Annotated in this window: 15 protein-coding genes; 13 read left to right on the forward strand and 2 right to left on the reverse strand. The window is 70.5% G+C overall.

Going from position 1 to position 17,309, the window contains the following annotated elements:
- Positions 1 to 98: 98 nt before the first annotated feature.
- The 5 genes from ABZT93_RS03440 (at position 99) to ABZT93_RS03460 (ending at position 6,248) form a co-directional block, all read left to right on the forward strand.
- Positions 99 to 1,742 (forward strand): ABC transporter substrate-binding protein, encoded by a 1,644-nt coding sequence (locus tag ABZT93_RS03440; protein ID WP_356098127.1) that lies wholly within the window; start codon positions 99 to 101, stop codon positions 1,740 to 1,742.
- A gap of 7 nt (positions 1,743 to 1,749) precedes the next feature.
- Positions 1,750 to 2,673, forward strand: coding sequence for an ABC transporter permease (locus tag ABZT93_RS03445; RefSeq protein WP_356098129.1), 924 nt, complete (start codon positions 1,750 to 1,752; stop codon positions 2,671 to 2,673).
- Entirely contained in the window at positions 2,666 to 3,634 is a 969-nt protein-coding gene (locus ABZT93_RS03450; RefSeq protein WP_356098132.1) for an ABC transporter permease, read from the forward strand. The genes ABZT93_RS03445 and ABZT93_RS03450 overlap by 8 nt, the downstream gene beginning before the upstream one ends.
- A gap of 609 nt (positions 3,635 to 4,243) precedes the next feature.
- Positions 4,244 to 5,218 carry an ABC transporter ATP-binding protein gene (locus ABZT93_RS03455; RefSeq protein ID WP_356098135.1) on the forward strand — a complete coding sequence of 325 codons (975 nt, stop codon included), beginning with the start codon at positions 4,244 to 4,246 and terminating at the stop codon, positions 5,216 to 5,218.
- On the forward strand, positions 5,211 to 6,248 hold the full coding sequence (locus ABZT93_RS03460; RefSeq protein ID WP_356098138.1) for a dipeptide ABC transporter ATP-binding protein: 1,038 nt from the start codon (positions 5,211 to 5,213) through the stop codon (positions 6,246 to 6,248). Before ABZT93_RS03455 ends, ABZT93_RS03460 begins: the two co-directional genes overlap by 8 nt.
- A 122-nt stretch (positions 6,249 to 6,370) precedes the next feature.
- Here ABZT93_RS03460 and ABZT93_RS03465 read toward each other — a convergent pair whose 3' ends face one another.
- Entirely contained in the window at positions 6,371 to 8,491 is a 2,121-nt protein-coding gene (locus ABZT93_RS03465; RefSeq protein ID WP_356098141.1) for a prolyl oligopeptidase family serine peptidase, read from the reverse strand.
- Between the two features lie 176 nt (positions 8,492 to 8,667).
- Here ABZT93_RS03465 and ABZT93_RS03470 point away from each other — a divergent pair, with 176 nt between their 5' ends.
- The 8 genes from ABZT93_RS03470 (at position 8,668) to ABZT93_RS03505 (ending at position 16,353) form a co-directional block, all read left to right on the forward strand.
- A complete protein-coding gene (locus ABZT93_RS03470) occupies positions 8,668 to 8,862 on the forward strand; it encodes a hypothetical protein (protein WP_007384493.1) in 195 nt (64 codons plus the stop codon).
- A gap of 45 nt (positions 8,863 to 8,907) precedes the next feature.
- On the forward strand, positions 8,908 to 9,765 hold the full coding sequence (mshB, locus tag ABZT93_RS03475) for an N-acetyl-1-D-myo-inositol-2-amino-2-deoxy-alpha-D-glucopyranoside deacetylase (protein WP_356098144.1): 858 nt from the start codon (positions 8,908 to 8,910) through the stop codon (positions 9,763 to 9,765).
- Positions 9,762 to 10,172, forward strand: a complete 411-nt coding sequence (locus ABZT93_RS03480) for a DUF6113 family protein (protein WP_356098147.1) — start codon at positions 9,762 to 9,764, stop codon at positions 10,170 to 10,172. Before mshB ends, ABZT93_RS03480 begins: the two co-directional genes overlap by 4 nt.
- Before the next feature lie 248 nt (positions 10,173 to 10,420).
- Positions 10,421 to 12,820, forward strand: coding sequence for a hypothetical protein (locus ABZT93_RS03485; RefSeq protein WP_356098150.1), 2,400 nt, complete (start codon positions 10,421 to 10,423; stop codon positions 12,818 to 12,820).
- Between the two features lie 107 nt (positions 12,821 to 12,927).
- On the forward strand, positions 12,928 to 13,839 hold the full coding sequence (locus ABZT93_RS03490; RefSeq protein WP_356098153.1) for an ABC transporter ATP-binding protein: 912 nt from the start codon (positions 12,928 to 12,930) through the stop codon (positions 13,837 to 13,839).
- Complete coding sequence (locus tag ABZT93_RS03495) at positions 13,836 to 14,576, forward strand: ABC transporter permease (RefSeq protein WP_356098155.1); 741 nt, start codon at positions 13,836 to 13,838, stop codon at positions 14,574 to 14,576. The genes ABZT93_RS03490 and ABZT93_RS03495 overlap by 4 nt, the downstream gene beginning before the upstream one ends.
- Positions 14,573 to 15,739, forward strand: coding sequence for a histidine kinase (locus ABZT93_RS03500; protein ID WP_356098158.1), 1,167 nt, complete (start codon positions 14,573 to 14,575; stop codon positions 15,737 to 15,739). The genes ABZT93_RS03495 and ABZT93_RS03500 overlap by 4 nt, the downstream gene beginning before the upstream one ends.
- On the forward strand, positions 15,736 to 16,353 hold the full coding sequence (locus ABZT93_RS03505; RefSeq protein ID WP_356098161.1) for a response regulator transcription factor: 618 nt from the start codon (positions 15,736 to 15,738) through the stop codon (positions 16,351 to 16,353). Before ABZT93_RS03500 ends, ABZT93_RS03505 begins: the two co-directional genes overlap by 4 nt.
- Before the next feature lie 90 nt (positions 16,354 to 16,443).
- Here ABZT93_RS03505 and ABZT93_RS03510 read toward each other — a convergent pair whose 3' ends face one another.
- Positions 16,444 to 17,295, reverse strand: coding sequence for a transglutaminase-like domain-containing protein (locus tag ABZT93_RS03510; protein WP_356098164.1), 852 nt, complete (start codon positions 17,293 to 17,295; stop codon positions 16,444 to 16,446).
- Between the last annotated feature and the right edge of the window lie 14 nt (positions 17,296 to 17,309).

Raw genomic sequence — 17,309 nt, forward strand, 5'->3', positions numbered from 1 at the left:
GATGTAAGCGATATATGGCGATATTGGCGTGTAATGGATCAGTATCCCGGCGTCGGCTGCCGAGGGCAGTGCACGGGGCACTCTTGAGGAGGCACTCCATGCGTGGAGCCACGCACGCCAAATGGGCCGCATGCGCGGCCGCGGTAGCCCTCGCGGCGACGGCCTGCGGCGGTGGGGACAGCGGCAGCGGCAGCGGTGGCAGCGATGACGGCAGCGCGGTGCTGAGCTCGTCCTGGGGTGATCCGCAGAACCCGCTGGAGCCGGCCAACACCAACGAGGTGCAGGGCGGCAAGGTCCTCGACATGATCTTCCGGAGCCTGAAGAAGTACAACCCGGAGACCGGCAAGGCCGAGGACATGCTCGCCGAGAAGATCGACACGAGCGACTCGCAGAACTTCACGATCACGGTCAAGGACGGCTGGACCTTCAGCAACGGCGAGAAGGTCACCGCCAAGTCGTTCGTGGACGCCTGGAACTACGGGGCCTCCCTCAAGAACAACCAGAAGAACGCCTACTTCTTCGGTTACATCGACGGCTACGACAAGACCCACCCCGAGGACGGCAGCAAGCAGACCGCCGACACCCTCTCCGGACTGAAGGTGACCGGCACCAACACCTTCACCGTCAAGCTCAACCAGAAGTTCTCGACCTTCCCCGACACCCTCGGCTACCCCGCCTACGCCCCGCTCCCGCAGGCGTTCTTCCAGGATCACGCGGGGTGGCTGAAGAAGCCCGTCGGCAACGGGCCGTACACCATCGAGTCGTACACCAAGGGCTCGCAGATGGCCCTGAAGAAGTGGAGCGGGTATCCCGGCACGGACAAGGCCCAGAACGGCGGGGTGACCCTCAAGGTCTACACCGACAACAACACCGCCTACACCGACCTCATGGCCGGCAACCTCGACCTCGTCGACGACGTCCCGGCCGCCCAGCTCAAGAACGTCAAGAACGACCTCGGCGGCCGCTACATCAACACCCCGGCCGGCATCATCCAGACCCTCGCCTTCCCGTTCTACGACAAGAGGTGGAACCAGGCCGGGATGGAGAAGGTCCGCACCGGCCTCTCGCGCGCGATCAACCGCGCCCAGATCACCGAGACGATCTTCCAGAAGACCCGCACCCCCGCCACCGACTGGACCTCTCCGGTCCTCGGCAAGGCAGGCGGCTTCCAGGACGGCCTGTGCGGGGACGCCTGCGACTACGACCCGGCCGCGGCCAAGAAGCTCATTCAGGAGGGCGGCGGACTCCCCGGCGGCCAGATCAAGATCACGTACAACGCGGACACCGGCTCCCACAAGCAATGGATCGACGCCGTCTGCAACTCCATCAACAACGCGCTCGACAACGACAAGGCCTGCGTCGGCAACCCCGTCGGCACCTTCGCCGACTTCCGCAGCCAGATCACCGCGAAGAAGATGAGCGGCCCCTTCCGCGCCGGCTGGCAGATGGACTACCCGCTCATCCAGAACTTCCTCCAGCCGCTCTACTACACCAACGCCTCCTCCAACGACGGCAAGTGGTCCGACAAGGACTTCGACAAGCTCGTGAACGAGGCCAACGCCGAGACCGACACCACCAAGGCCATCCAGAAGTTCCAGGACGCCGAGAAGGTCGTACGGGACAACATGGCCGCCATCCCGCTCTGGTACCAGAACGGCAGCGCGGGCTACGCGGAGCGGCTCTCGAACGTGAAGCTCAACCCGTTCAGCGTCCCCGTCTACAACGAGATCAAGGTCGGCTGACCCCGCCATGGGACGGTACGTCGTCCGGCGCCTGCTCCAGATGATCCCGGTGTTCATCGGGTCCACTCTGCTGATCTTCCTCATGGTGAACGTGATGGGCGACCCCATCGCGGGCCTGTGCGGCGACAAGCAGTGCGACGCGGCGACGTCCGCCCAGCTCAAGAAGGAGTTCGGCCTCGACAAGCCCGTCTGGCAGCAGTACCTGACCTACATGGGGCACGTCTTCACCGGCGACTTCGGCACCGCGTTCAACGGCCAGAAGGTCACCGAGCTGATGGCGACGGCGTTCCCCGTGACCATCCGGCTGACGATCGTCGCGATCATCTTCGAGATCGTCATCGGCATCACCCTGGGCGTGATCACCGGACTCAAGCGCGGCCGGCCCGTCGACACCTCGGTCCTCCTCCTCACCCTCGTCGTGATCTCCGTCCCCACCTTCGTCACCGGTCTGCTGCTCCAGCTGCTCCTCGGCGTCGAATGGGGCTGGATCAAACCCTCGGTGTCCACGGACGCCACCTTCGGCGAGCTGATCGTGCCGGGCCTGGTCCTGGCCTCCGTGTCCCTGGCGTACGTGACCCGGCTGACCCGTACCTCCATCGCGGAGAACCGGCGGTCCGACTACGTCCGTACGGCGGTGGCGAAGGGGCTGCCGAGACAACGGGTCATCGTGAGGCATCTGCTCCGCAACTCGCTCATCCCCGTCGTCACCTTCATCGGCACCGACATCGGCGCCCTGATGGGCGGTGCGATCGTCACCGAGCGCATCTTCAACATCCACGGCGTCGGCTACCAGCTCTACCAGGGCATCCTGCGCCAGAACACCCAGACCGTGGTCGGCTTCGTCACCGTCCTCGTCCTGGTCTTCCTGGTCGCCAACCTGCTCGTCGACCTCCTGTACGCCGTCCTCGACCCCAGGATCCGCTATGCCTGAATCCCAGGACCAAGAGGGAGCGATCGCCGGAACCGGAGCGGGCGGTGCGATGGACCTCGCGGTGAGCGAGGCGACCACCCTGGAGAAGGGACCCGACGCCACGGGCCCTCAGGACAGGCCTCGCTCCCTCTGGTCCGACGCCTGGCGCGACCTGCGCCGCAACCCCGTGTTCATCATCTCCGCCCTGGTGATCGTCTTCTTGGTCGTCATCTCCCTGTGGCCCTCGCTGATCACCTCGGGCAACCCCCTCAAGTGCGACCTCTCCAAGGCCCAGGAGGGCTCCCAGCCCGGCCATCCCTTCGGCTACGACGGCCAGGGCTGCGACGTCTACACGCGCACGGTGTACGGCGCCCGTACGTCGGTCACGGTCGGCGTGTGCGCCACGCTGGGCGTCGCGATCCTCGGGTCGGTCCTCGGCGGCCTCGCCGGGTTCTTCGGAGGCTTCTGGGACTCGATCCTGTCCCGCACCACCGACATCTTCTTCGCGATCCCCGTGGTCCTCGGCGGCCTGGTGCTCCTGTCGGTCGTCACGAGCAGCACGGTGTGGCCGGTGATCGGGTTCATGGTGCTGCTGGGCTGGCCGCAGATCTCCCGCATCGCGCGCGGCTCGGTCATCACCGCCAAGCAGAACGACTACGTGCAGGCCGCCAGGGCGCTGGGCGCCTCCAACTCCCGTCTGCTGCTCCGCCACATCACGCCGAACGCGGTCGCGCCCGTGATCGTCGTCGCCACCATCGCCCTCGGCACCTACATCTCCCTCGAGGCGACCCTGTCGTACCTCGGCGTGGGCCTCAAGCCCCCCACCGTCAGCTGGGGCATCGACATCTCCGCGGCCTCTGCCTACATCCGCAACGCCCCGCACATGCTCCTCTGGCCGGCCGGAGCCCTCGCGGTCACGGTCCTCGCCTTCATCATGCTCGGCGACGCGGTCCGCGACGCCCTCGACCCGAAGCTGAGGTGAACGGACGTGACGACGGGGTGGAGGAGCGTGGTGCGGCGGGTCCGGCCTGCGGCGGAGTTCCCGCGGGACGGGGGACTCACGTCCGCCCGGCTCCGTCCTGGCCGACGAGCCAGTGCCCGAGGCGGGCGGCGCGGAGCGCCGAGAGCTCGTGGTGCGGCGTGTTCGGCCTGGCGTGGCATCGGCGGCCCCGCGGCGGCGCTCCGTCGCTGCGGGAGCCTCGTGCCGGTTGCGGGCGCCTGGTTGTGTGCTGCTCGGTGGTGCCGTTCCGGAGGGAGCGGTGCTCGGTGCCGGGGGTTGCGGTGCGGCAGGTTCGGCGCGCTGTGGGGGCCGGGGGCGCGGCGGTGGCGTTCCGTTGGTGGGGGTCCCCGCGTCCGTTTCTGCCGCCCGGCTGCGTGCTGTTCGGTGGGGTGTGGGGGCGGGGCCACTGCCGCCGGAATGGGCGGTGCGGGGGAGTTCGTGTGTGTCAGGTGGGCGGGGGGCCAGCGGGAGCAGTGCCGTGTGTCGGTGTGGTCGAAGGGGACGCCGTCGCCCGCCGGATCACGTTTCTCATGCCGACCCGACGTCCCTCCCGACCCGCGACGCCCCGACCGGAAGCTGAGGTGAATCGCCGTGCTGCTCGAAGTGCGTGATCTGCACGTGGAGTTCAGGACCAGGGACGGGGTGGCCAAGGCGGTCAACGGGGTGGACTACGGGGTGGACGCGGGGGAGACCCTCGCGGTGCTCGGGGAGTCCGGGTCCGGGAAGTCGGTGACCGCGCAGGCGATCATGGGGATCCTCGACATGCCTCCAGGAAGGATCACCGGGGGCGAGATCCTCTTCCAGGGGCAGGACCTGCTGAAGCTGAAGGAGGACGAGCGGCGCAGGGTCCGTGGCGCCCAGATGGCGATGATCTTCCAGGACGCGCTGTCCTCCCTCAATCCCGTGCTCTCCGTCGGCGACCAACTCGGCGAGATGTTCGTCGTGCACCGGGGCATGTCGAAGAAGGACGCGCGGGCCAGGGCGGTCGAGCTGATGGACCGGGTGCGCATCCCGGCCGCCAGGGAGCGCGTGAAGGACTACCCGCACCAGTTCTCCGGCGGCATGCGCCAGCGCATCATGATCGCGATGGCGCTGGCCCTGGAACCCGCGCTGATCATCGCCGACGAACCCACCACCGCCCTCGACGTCACCGTCCAGGCCCAGGTGATGGACCTGCTCGCCGAGCTCCAGCGCGAGTACAACATGGGGCTCATCCTCATCACCCACGACCTCGGTGTCGTCGCGGACGTGGCCGACCGGATCGCCGTCATGTACGCCGGACGGATCGTCGAGCAGGCCCCCGTCCACGACATCTACAAGGCGCCCGCCCACCCCTACACCCGCGGACTCCTCGACTCCATCCCGCGTCTCGACCAGAAGGGGCAGGAGCTGTACGCCATCAGGGGACTGCCGCCCAACCTGATGAACATCCCTCCGGGTTGCGCGTTCAACCCCCGGTGCCCGATGGCCCGGGACGTGTGCCGGACGGACGTACCACCTCTGTACGACGTTGACGACAGACGGACGAGTGCCTGCCACTTCTGGACGGAGTGCCTCAATGGTTGAGCCGATCCTGGAAGTGGGTGGACTGGTCAAGCACTACCCCTTGACGCGGGGCATTCTGTTCAAGAAACAGGTCGGTGCCGTCAAGGCCGTCGACGGTGTGGACTTCACGCTCCACAAGGGAGAGACCCTCGGCATCGTGGGGGAGTCCGGCTGCGGCAAGTCGACCGTGGCCAAGATGCTCGTCAACCTCGAGCGGCCCACGCAAGGGTTGATCAAGTACAAGGGCGAGGACATCACCAAGCTCTCCGGCAAGGCGCTCAAGTCGGTCCGCCGCAACATCCAGATGGTCTTCCAGGACCCGTACACCTCGCTCAACCCCCGTATGACGGTCGGCGACATCATCGGGGAGCCGTACGACATCCACCCCGAGGTGGCACCCAAGGGCGACCGGCGCAGGAAGGTCCAGGACCTGCTGGACGTCGTCGGCCTCAACCCCGAGTACATCCACCGCTATCCGCACCAGTTCTCCGGCGGCCAGCGCCAGCGCATCGGCATCGCGCGGGGGTTGGCCCTGCGCCCGGAGGTCATCGTCGCCGACGAACCCGTCTCCGCCCTCGACGTGTCCGTGCAGGCCCAGGTGATCAACCTTCTCGACCGGCTGCAGAGCGAGTTCGAGCTGTCGTACCTCTTCATCGCGCATGACCTGTCGATCGTCCGGCACATCTCGGACCGGGTCGGGGTGATGTACCTGGGACGGATCGTGGAGATCGGCCGGGACGCCGAGATCTACGACCATCCGACGCACCCCTACACCCAGGCGCTGCTGTCCGCTGTGCCGCTGCCAGACCCGGAGGCCCGCGAGCACCGCGAGCGGATCATCCTCACCGGCGACGTGCCGTCCCCGACGAACATCCCGTCCGGGTGCCGCTTCCGCACCCGCTGCTGGAAGGCGCAGGAGCGCTGCGCGCTGGAGGTCCCGGCGCTCGCGGTGCCGGCGGAGTTCCGGCTCGTGAGCGGACCGGCCGCGCACGACTCGGCCTGCCACTTCGCGGAGGAGAAGCAGGTCGTCCCGTCCGAGGAGCCGGAGTAACACGGAGGCAACTTGACTGACCCGGTTCCGATATACGGACGCGTCAGGCTCTATGACGTACGGCCGTGCGGGTGCCGTAAGCGGGCCGGGACGCGCCATGTCGTCCCGGCCCGCTGCCGTGCCTACGCCATCCCCAACGACCGCTTCAGGAAGTCCAGCTGAAGCCGCAGCAGGTTCTCCGCGACCGTCTCCTGCGGGGTCATGTGCGTCACGCCGGACAACGGCAGCACCTCGTGCGGGCGGCCGGCGGCCAGCAGGGCCGAGGACAGCCGCAGGGAGTGCGCGACCACCACGTTGTCGTCCGCGAGGCCGTGGATGATCATCATCGGGCGGTGCGGCTCGGCCGCGTCGACCAGACCCTCGTCGTCGACCAGGGAGTTGCGCCGGTAGACCGCCGGCTGTTCGTCCGGGTGGCCGAGGTAGCGCTCCTGGTAGTGGGTGTCGTACAGGCGCAGGTCGGTGACCGGGGCGCCCACCACCGCCGCGTGGAAGACGTCCGGACGGCGCAGTGCGGCGAGGGCCGCCAGGTAGCCGCCGAAGGACCAGCCGCGGATCGCCACCCGGGAGAGGTCGAGAGGGAAGTCCTCGGCGAGCGCCCGGAGGGCGTCGACCTGGTCCTGGAGGACGACCGCCGCGAGGTCGTCCCGGACCGCCTTCTCCCACGCGGGGGAGCGGCCCGGGGTGCCCCGGCCGTCGGCCACGACCACCGCGAAGCCCTGGTCGGCGAACCACTGCGAGGTCAGGTGCGGGTTGTGCGCGGCGACCACCCGCTGCCCGTGCGGACCCCCGTACGGGTCCAGCAAAACCGGAAGGGGGCTGTCACCGGCGTAGTCCTGCGGCATAAGCACGGCGCACGGAATCCTTCGTGCGCCCCCCTCGGTGAGTGTCACGCGCGGGGTCAAACCAGGATCTTCCGCATACGACGGGACAGTCGCCGCCTCCTTGTCGCCGCGCAGAATCCGTGCGCGGGTACCCGGCCGGTCGAGCGTCGCCGACACCAGTACGGTCACGCCCCCGGCGCGCACCGCCGAGTGCACGCCGGTCTCCTGAGACACGCGCTCCACTCCGAGCTCGTTCACCCGGTAGACGTGCACCTGGCCGGTCTCCGGGGACTCGGCCTCCGCGCCGGCCGAGGCCGAGACCAGCACGTCGTCGGCGGCGACGTCGAGTACCGCGCGGACGTGCAACTGCGGTCCGGTCAGCGGGCGTTCACCGACCGCGAGCACCCGCGCGCCGCCCTCGTCGGCGATCCGCACGAGCTGTCCCGAAGGGCTCCAGCAGGGCACCCCGGGGAAAAGATCCAGCCAAGTTGGATCTTCGTCCGCGTGCACCATCCGGGTCGCGCCGGACTCCGGGTCGACCGCCAGGTACAGCTGACTGCGCTGGTCGCGCGCTTGTACGAGCAGCAGCGGGGCACCCGCGGCTGACCAGTGCACATGGGCCAGATACGGATAGCGCTTCCGGTCCCAGGAGACCTCCGTGCGCACCCCGTCCAGAGCGATCACGAACAGTCGTACGTCCGCGTTGGAGGTGCCCGCGGCCGGGTACGGCACGTGTTGTGGATCACGCTCCGGGTGGGCCGGATCGGAGATCCACCAGCGCCGCACCGGCGTGTCGTCCACGCGCGCGACCAGCAGCCGGTCCGACCGCGGCGACCACCAGAAGCCCCGTGACCGGCCCATCTCCTCGGCCGCGATGAACTCCGCGAGGCCGTAGGTGACGTGGTCCGACTCCGGGGCGGCGAGCGCCCGGTCGTCCTCCCCCTCGGCACCCACGACCCGCAGCGAGCCCCGGGCGACGTACGCGATGTGCCGTCCGTCGGGGGCCGGGCGCGGGTCGATCACCGGCCCGGGGACGGGCAGTTCACGTGCCGTGCCGACCCGCAGCTCCGCCGTGAAAAGCCGCCCTGACAAGGCGAAAGAGGCCAACTCGACGGCTGCGTCGGTGGCGTATCCGACGATGCCGGCACCGCCCTCGCGGCTGCGTTCGCGGCGTGCCCGCTCCTCGGGCGAGAGGCGCTCCTCGGTGCCGCCCAGGAGGGCGCGGGGGTCGGCCGCCACGCGCTCCCCGCCGTCCGCCGTGTCGAGCACCCACAGTGAATTGGCCCGGTTCGTGCCGGAGTTCGAGCGCAGGAACACGACACGCGATCCGTCGGGCGCCACGGTGAACGCGCGCGGCGCGCCGAGCGTGAAGCGCTGGGTACGGGCGTGCCGTCGGGGAAAGGAGTCAGGCTCGGTCGTCATGCCCCGACCATATTGGCCATGCGCCCCCTTGTGCGGCCGTGCGCCGACGGATGCGCAGGCCCGGATAGTTATGATCACTACCGCATAGTGGGTATGAATCCGCTGGCTGCTGTATGGATTTATCTGCCCCCTGGTCCGACCCCCCGCGCTCTTGGGATCTTTGGAGGTGAGCCGCCGTGGCACTCTCAATTTCGGCGGTAGTGCTGCTGGCGATCATCGTCTTCTTGTTGGTGAAGAAGTCGGGACTGAAGGGCGGGCACGCCGTCGTGTGCATCCTGCTCGGCTTCTATCTCGCCGCCTCTTCGATCGCACCGACGATCAGCGAGCTGACGACCAACATCGCGGGCATGATCGGCAGTATCAAGTTCTGACACCGGCTGAGCGGGACTGTCGGTGGCTCCTCGTAGGCTGGGGCCATGACGGAACAGCCCGCTCGGCGTCTTCTCCTGGTGCACGCGCACCCGGACGACGAGTCGATCAACAACGGCGCGACCATGGCCAGGTACGCGGCCGAGGGCGCCCAGGTGACCCTGGTCACCTGCACCCTCGGTGAGCTCGGCGAGGTCATCCCGCCCGAGCTGCGGCACCTGACCGGCGCAGCCCTCGGCGAACACCGGCGGGGCGAGCTCACCGCGGCCATGCGTGAGCTGGGCGTCGCGGACTTCCGCCTGCTCGGCGGCGCCGGGCGCTACCAGGACTCCGGAATGACGGGCCTCCCGGACAACGACGACCCCGCCTGCTTCTGGCAGGCCGACGTCGACGAGGCGGCCGGGTATCTCGTCGAGGTGATCCTGGAGACGCGCCCCCAGGTCCTCGTCACCTACGACGACCACGGTGGGTACGGCCACCCCGACCACATCCAGGCCCACCGCGTCGCCATGCGCGCCGTCGAGCTCGCCGCCGACGCCGGGTGGCGGATCCCGAAGGTCTACTGGAACCGCGTACCGCGCGCGGTCGGCGAGCAGGCCTTCGCCCGGCTCCACGCCGACCTGCCCGGCCTCCCCTTCGCCAAGGCCGCCGTCCTGGACGACGTCCCGGGTGTGGTGGACGACGAGCGGATCACCACCGAGATCGACGGCACCGCGTACGCCATCGCAAAGAGCGCCGCGATGGCCGCCCACGCGACCCAGATCGACGTGTCCGGGGCGTACTTCGCGCTCTCCAACGAACTCGCGCAACCTCTCTTCACCACCGAGTACTACGAACTGGTGAGAGGGGAACACGGGGATATCAGGGAGACCGACCTGTTCTCCGGGATCGAGGGCGCGTCATGAGCGACCGTACGTCGATGCTGGCCCAGCCTCTGCAGCGCCCGTCCGCCGGACGGGTCGCCGCCTACCTCGGCCTTTTCGTGCTCGGGGCGGTCGTGGGGCTCGCCGGAGCGCTGGTGCAGGGGGGCTGGTTCCCGGGTGGACTGCTGCTCGCGCTGCTGGGGGAGGCGGGACTGCTGCTCGGGGGAGCACGAGCCGCCGACAGCCGCGCCGGAGCCGTGGCGCCCGCCGGCGGCTGGATGCTCGCCGTCATCTTTCTCACCGCCAGTCGGCCGGAAGGCGACTTCGTCTTCGCCGCGGGAAGCGGCTCCTATCTCTTCCTGCTCGGAGGCATGGCTGTGGCTGTGATCTGCGCCACCCTTGGGCAAGGGCGGCAACCGGGCGGCGACGCCGTCCGACTTGGCAAGTGACGTACCACTTCTCCGCTTCGCGCGCGTGCGAGTCCCGTGTGGGTTTCCCCAGCGGTCGTGGGATACAGGCCAGAAGTGGCCAGTATGGTGGTGCGCGCCGCCGACGCCCGAAGCAGTGAGGTCGAAACGGGCGGCGGAGCCAACCGGGAGAACCTGCCTTGAGTCGTGAAACTGACAGTCCGTCCTCCGGGCCCAACGGGCGCGGCGGAGCCGCCTACCCCTCGGGCACGCCGCCGTACGGGACGCCCATGGCTTCCGACGGCGGTCCGGACGCGGGCCGTTCGGCCACGCAGCCGGAGGAACGCAAGACCGAGACCACGCTGACGACCCGGATCCGGATCAACATCCCCGGTTCGCGGCCGATTCCGCCGGTCGTCGTGCGTCAGCCCGTCGGGGAGACGGAGAGTCCCGGCGACAGCGGTCCTGAGGCCGCGGAGCCGACGCCGAGTCCCTCCTCGACCACCGGCACCGTCGAACTGCCCGCCGACCCCGCCGCGCCCGCCGCCGAGGAGAAGTCGAGCGACTGGTTCGCGCCCCGCAAGTCGGGCCCCGCGAAGGGCTCTCCGGGCGGCGGCGCCACCAACGGGGCCGGTCTGCCGGGTGGTTCGGGCGCGGGAGCGCCGGGTGCCGGTGCGGCCGGTCCCCGACACGGCGGTGCGCGCCCCGGCGGGGTGGTCGGTTCCATGAGCGTGCCGGGCGGTGCCCGTTCCGGCGCGACGAACGGTGCCGGACTTCCGGGTGCCACGGGTGGTCCGGTCGCTCCGGGCCACGGCGGCGGCACCGGCTCCTTCGACGTCACCGAGGCGCTGAACGGCGGCCCGCTGGGAGGCGGCCAGCGCGGCACCGAACCCCGCCGCGACGAACTGCCGTACTTCGCCGAGAACGGCTCCGGCGGCCCGGGCGGGGACAACGCTCAGGGCGGTTTCACCGGCCAGGGTGGCCTGGACGGCCCCAACGGCCAGGGCGGCTTCGGCTCGCAGGTCGGCCCCGGCGGCCCCGGCGGGCAGAACGGCCAGATCGACTACGGCGGCCAAGGCGGCCAGAACGGCCAGATCGACTACGGCGGCGGCTTCGGCGGCACGCAGGGGCCCGCGGGCCCGACGGGCGGCCCGGTCACCGGCGACGGGCCGGTCGTTCCGCCCGCCGGACCGGACCCCTTCGCCAGGGCCGAGCCCTTCGGCGGCGAATCGTTCAACGGCCCCGACGGCTTCGGCGGTCAGGGCGGCCCCGGCGCCCCGGGCAGCGGTGCACGCGGCCCCGGCGCCCCGGGCGGATCCCGTGGCCCGGGCGGCCCGGGCGGTTCCGGTGCTCCCGGTGGCCTCGTCGGCCCGGGTGCCCAGGGCGGCCCAGGCGCTCAGGCAGGCCGGTCCGCTCAGGCCGGCGGCTCCGGCACCCTCGGTCGCCCGGGCGGCCCAGGAGCCCCCGGCCCCGGCGGTGCTCCCGGCGCCGGTCTCGGCCCCGGTGGCGGCCTGAGCGACGACACCGCGATCCTCACCCCGCAGAAGCCCGCCCCCGGACCGGGCGCTCCCCGCTACGGCGCCCCGGACAACGTCTCCGGGCAGACCGTCACCAGCGGCATGCCGGTCGTACCGTCAGGCGCCCAGAACGCCCCCTTCGGGCAGGGTACCGACGGCCGTACGCCCCCGAAGCTGCCCGACACCGCGTCGCAGGAAGCCCCGGCTGCCGCGTCGAAGAAGAAGAAAAAGAAGGGCCGCAGCAAGCTGGCGCTGGTCGGCGGCACCGTGGTCCTCCTCGGCGCCGGTGCCTACGGCGCAGGCCTCCTGATGAACCGCTCCGACGTGCCCAAGGGCACCACCGTGCTCGGCGTGGACATCGGCGGCGGCACCCGCGACGACGCCGTCAAGAAGCTCGACGACGCCCTCGGCAACCGCGTGAACCAGGCGCTCAAGCTGTCGGTCGGCGGGGACACCGTCTCCCTCAAGCCGGACCAGGCCGGGCTTCAGCTCGACGACCAGGCCACGGTCGCCGCGGCCGCGAAGAGCGACTACAACCCGATCTCGGTCATCGGCTCCCTCTTCGGCAACCACCGGGTCGTCGACCCGGTCATGCCGGTCGACGAGGAGAAGCTCCAGGCGGCCCTGGAGGACGCCTCGGGCGGCGCCGGCTCGGCTACCGACGGCACGATCAAGTTCGAGAACGGCAAGGCCGTCGCCGTGTACGGCAAGGCGGGCAAGGGCATCGACGTCGCCAGGTCGACCACCGCGGTCGAGGACGCGTACCGCACCCAGGTGGAGACCGGCACCGCCGGCTCGGTCACGCTCCCGACGACGACCAAGCAGCCGACGATCTCGAACGCCGAGGTCGACCGGGTGATGAAGGACTTCGCGGAGCCCGCGATGTCCGAGATCGTCATCATCAAGACCGACGCGACGCACAGCATCAAGTTCGGCTCGCTGTCCCTGCCGAAGATCCTCGGCTTCAAGGCGGTCGACGGCAAGCTCGTGGAGACGTACAACCTCGAAGCGCTCAAGGAGGCGTACGGCACCACCTTCGCGGGCGTGCAGATCAACGGCGCGAGCGGCAAGCGTGACGTCCTCCCCGAGGACGTGGCCTCCGCCCTGCGCAAGGCCCTGCGTGGCAAGACGGCGGCCGAGCGCATCGGGGTCATCGACACGAACCCGAGCTGACCGCTCGGCGCACCGCCACCGGAGTGCCGCAGACATGACATCTGTCATGCGGCACTCCGGACGGCCGACACTGCCGGCCACCGCACCCGCGACGCCACCATGGCCGTATGACAACGACAGCCCCGGTGGTCGCCTTCGACCAGGTGAGCAAGGCATACGGCGAGGTACGCGCCGTCGACGGACTGACCCTGACCCTGCGGCCGGGGGAGACCGTCGCGCTGCTCGGGCCCAACGGCGCCGGCAAGTCGACCACCCTCGACCTGCTGCTCGGCCTCAAGCAGCCCGACAGCGGCAGCGTCCGCCTCTTCGGCACCACCCCGCGTGAGGCGATCGTCGCCGGGCGCGTGGGGGCGATGCTCCAGAGCGGCGGGCTGATGGACGAGGTCACGGTCGCCGAGCTGGTACGTCTCGCCTGCGACCTGCACCCGAAGCCGTACCGGCCCACCGAGGTGTTGTCCCGCGCGGGCATCGCCCAGATCGCCGACCGCAAGGTCAACAAGCTCTCCGGCGGCCAGGCCCAGCGCGTTCGCTTCGCCCTCGCGACCGCCGGTGACAGCGACCTGATCGTCCTGGACGAGCCGACGACCGGCATGGACGTCACGACCCGCCAGGCCTTCTGGGCCACCATGCGCGAACAGGCCGACCAGGGCCGTACGGTCCTCTTCGCCACCCACTACCTGGAGGAAGCGGACGCGATCGCCGACCGGGTGCTGGTGCTGCACCGGGGCCGCCTCCTCGCCGACGGCACGGCGTCCGAGATCAAGGCCAAGGCGGGCGCCCGCAGGATCGCCTTCGACCTGGAGGGCACGATCGACGAAGGGCCCCTGCGCGAGCTGCCCTTCCTCACATCCGTGGACATCTCCGGCCAGACCGTCCGCATCCAGTCGACCGACGCCGACGCGACCGTCCACGCCGTCTACGGCCTCGGCGTCTACCCCCGCAACCTCGAAGTCGCCGGGCTCGGCCTGGAGCAGGCCTTCGTCGCCATCACCGAGGCCGAGGAGGCCAAGCAGTCATGAACAGCCTGATCAAGCTGGAACTCGTCCGCGCCCTGCGCAACCGCAAGTTCCTGTTCTTCTCGGTGCTGTACCCGTCGCTGCTGTTCCTGATCATCGCGGGCGGCTCCGGGACCACCGACAAGGTCGACGGCACCGGCCTGACGGTCGCGACCTACATGATGGTCTCGATGGCCTCCTTCGGCGCCCTGACCGCCGTCCTCATGGGCAACAGCGAGCGCATCGCGAAGGAACGGGAGGGTGGCTGGGTACGGCAGTTGAGGCTGACCACGCTCCCCGGCCGCGGCTATGTCCTCGCCAAGACCGCGAGCGCGGCCGTGGTGAGCCTGCCCTCGATCGTGGTCGTGTTCGTCGTCGCCGCGGTCGTGAAGGACGTACGCCTGGACGCCTGGCAGTGGCTCGCCCTCACCGGCGCGATCTGGGCGGGCAGCCTCGTGTTCGCCGCGCTCGGCGTCGCCATCGGCTACCTCGCCACCGGCGACGCGGTCCGCCCGATCACGATGATCACCTACTTCGGACTGTCGATGCTGGGCGGCCTGTGGATGCCGGCGACGACCTTCCCGCAGTGGCTCCAGGACATCGCCAAGTGGCTGCCCACGCACGCGTACGCTGCCCTCGGGCAGGCCATCGAACAGAGCCGCGCCCCGCACGCACAGGACATCGCCATCCTGGCCGTCTCCTTCGTCCTGTTCGCGGGCGGCGCGGCCTGGCTGTACCGGAAGGACACGTTGAAGGCGTGAGCGGCACCGGCGTCGGGATCGGGCAGCGCCCGGAGACCCGCAAGCAGACGATGGTCAAGATGCTGTGGACGGGCATCTGGCTGGTCTATCTGAGCGCACCCGTCTCGGACCTCCTGCACGGCGGCCACGGTGTCGTGGCCGTGGCCCTCGGCTGGCTCGGCCTCGTGGGCTTCGTCGCCTGGTACCTGGCCCTGCTGTTCAGGACCGGCCGCCGCAACGCCCAGGAGTTCGTGCTCCTCTCGCTCGCGGTCCTCTCGGCCGAGTCGACCCTGTTGGTCCTCACCCTGGGCCGCGAGTGGCTCGTCCTCTTCGTGTACGTGTCGATCGCGTCCGGCGCGGCCCTGCCGCTGCGGCTCGCCCGCTGGACCGTCCCGGCCGCGTCCGCGCTCATGGCGGGCCTCGCCCTGGCCGTCGCCGACGGCTCGGACTACATCGGCGCCCTCCTCATCCCGGCCCTGCTCGGCGGCTTCGCGATGACCGGCGTACGCGAACTCATCCGTACGACCATCGAGTTGCGGGAGGCCAGGGCCCGGGTCGCCCAGCTCGCCGCCAACGAGGAGCGGCTGCGCCTGGCCCGTGACCTGCACGACCTCCTCGGCCACTCCCTGTCCCTCATCACCCTGAAGAGCGAACTGGCGGGCCGGATGCTCCCCGCCCACCCCGACAAGGCGGCCCAGCAGGTCGCCGACATCGAACAGGTCAGCCGCCAGGCCCTGGTGGACGTCCGCGAGGCCGTCTCCGGCTACCGCCGTGCCCGCCTGGCCGCGGAACTGGCGGGCGCCCAGGTCGCGTTGACGGCCGCCGGAGTCACCGCCACCCTGCCCGCCGAACCCGACCTCACGGGTGTCCCCGAGGAGAGCGAGTCGGCCCTCGCCTGGGCGCTGCGCGAGGCGGTCACCAACGTCGTACGGCACAGTGGTGCCCGCGGCTGCACGGTGGAGCTGCTGCACCGCCAGACCCTCGACGGGCCGAAGCTGGAACTCACCGTCGAGGACGACGGCTCGGGCGGCTCGGGCAACGGCCCCGGCAACGGCCTCACCGGCCTCACCGAACGCCTGGAGAAGGCGGGCGGCACCCTGGAGGCCACCGGTACCCGGCGCGGCTTCCGCCTGGTCGCCCGGGTGCCCGCCGGAGCTGCGGGCGACGTAGGATCCGCGTCATGACGAGCCGCACGATCAAGGTCCTGCTCGCCGAGGACCAGTCGATGGTCCGCGAGGCCCTGGCCGCCCTGCTCGGTCTGGAGGACGACATCGAGGTCGTCGCCCAGGTGGCCCGCGGTGACGAAGTGTTGGCGGCGGCCCGCGCCCACGACATCGACGTGGCCCTCATGGACATCGAGATGCCGGGCGCGACGGGCATAGAGGCGGCGGCCCAGCTCCACAAGGAGCTTCCCGCGGTCAAGCTCGTCATCCTCACGACCTTCGGCCGCCCCGGCTACCTCCGCAGCGCGATGGAGTCGGGCGCCGACGCCTTCCTGGTCAAGGACGCCCCAGCGGCCCAACTGGCGGAAGCGGTACGCAAGGTACTGGCGGGGGAGCGGGTCATCGACCCCACGCTGGCGGCGGCGGCACTGGCGGAGGGCGCGAACCCGCTCACGGACCGCGAGCGCGAGGTCCTGAGGGCGGCGGCGGACGGTTCCACGAACGCCGAGCTGGCCCGGACCCTCCACCTCTCCCAGGGCACGGTCCGCAACTACCTCTCGACGGCGATCCAGAAGCTGGCGGTACGGAACAGGGCGGAGGCGGTCCGGATCGCAAGAGAAAAGGGCTGGCTGTAAGGGCATTCAGGGGCGCGGGGCTGTATCCATGTGCGGCTCCGCCGCGTGGGCGCGACAAGCCCCCACCGGGTTGCACACGCCACACAACCGTCAGTTCAACATCGCTCGCGCGGCCTGTGCCTGCTGTCGCAGACGAGCCGCCGCGGCCTCGTCCACCGCGGCAACCACCCCCGCATACGCCTCCAACTCCCCGGCCCCCTCGACGAAGTCACCCCGCTGCACCAGCAACTGCGCCCGCTCGTACCGCAGTCGCGCCGGATGCGACGGCAGCAGCAGGGCCAGCTCCACGGCCCACAGCCCCACGTCCGACCGCTCCGGACGGGCCGTCGCCCACGCCCGCACGTTGTTGAGGATCCGCTGCACCACGTCCAGCGTCTCCGCCGGCACCAGCATCGACGGCTCCAAGGAGCCCCCCGTGGCCCCCGCCACCAGCAACTCGGCGTCGGCCCCCGCCAGGACCCGCCCCCCGTCGAAGGGGTCGGCCAGCACCTGCTCCTCCGGCGGCCCGAACCCGACCACGAAGTGGCCCGGCAGGGCCACCCCGTACACCGGTGCCCCCGCCCGCCGGGCCACCTCCATCCACACCACGGACAGCAGGATCGGCAGCCCCCTGCGCCGCCGCAGCACCTCGTGCAGCAGTGAGGACTCCAGCCGCTGGTAGTCGACAGGCGCCCCCCGGAACCCACAGCGGTCGCCCAGCAGCTCCCGCAACGACACCGCCCACGACCGCGGCCCGCCCGGCCGGAACGGCAACTGACCGGCCAGCGCGTCGAGTTCGATCTGGGCCGCGTCGATCCCGGCCTCGTCGAGCGCCCCGTCGGCCTGTGCCGCCACGAGCAGGCACAGCGCGGACAGGTCGGGCCGCTCCGAGCGCGCCTCTTCGGCGAACCGCCTCCGGAGTTCGGCGGAACGTTCGGGTGACGGCGGAAACGGTGGACGCATAGCAGGCTCGTGCC

It is taken from the genome of Streptomyces sp. NPDC005303 (assembly GCF_040607335.1).
In the GTDB taxonomy this organism is placed as follows: domain Bacteria; phylum Actinomycetota; class Actinomycetes; order Streptomycetales; family Streptomycetaceae; genus Streptomyces.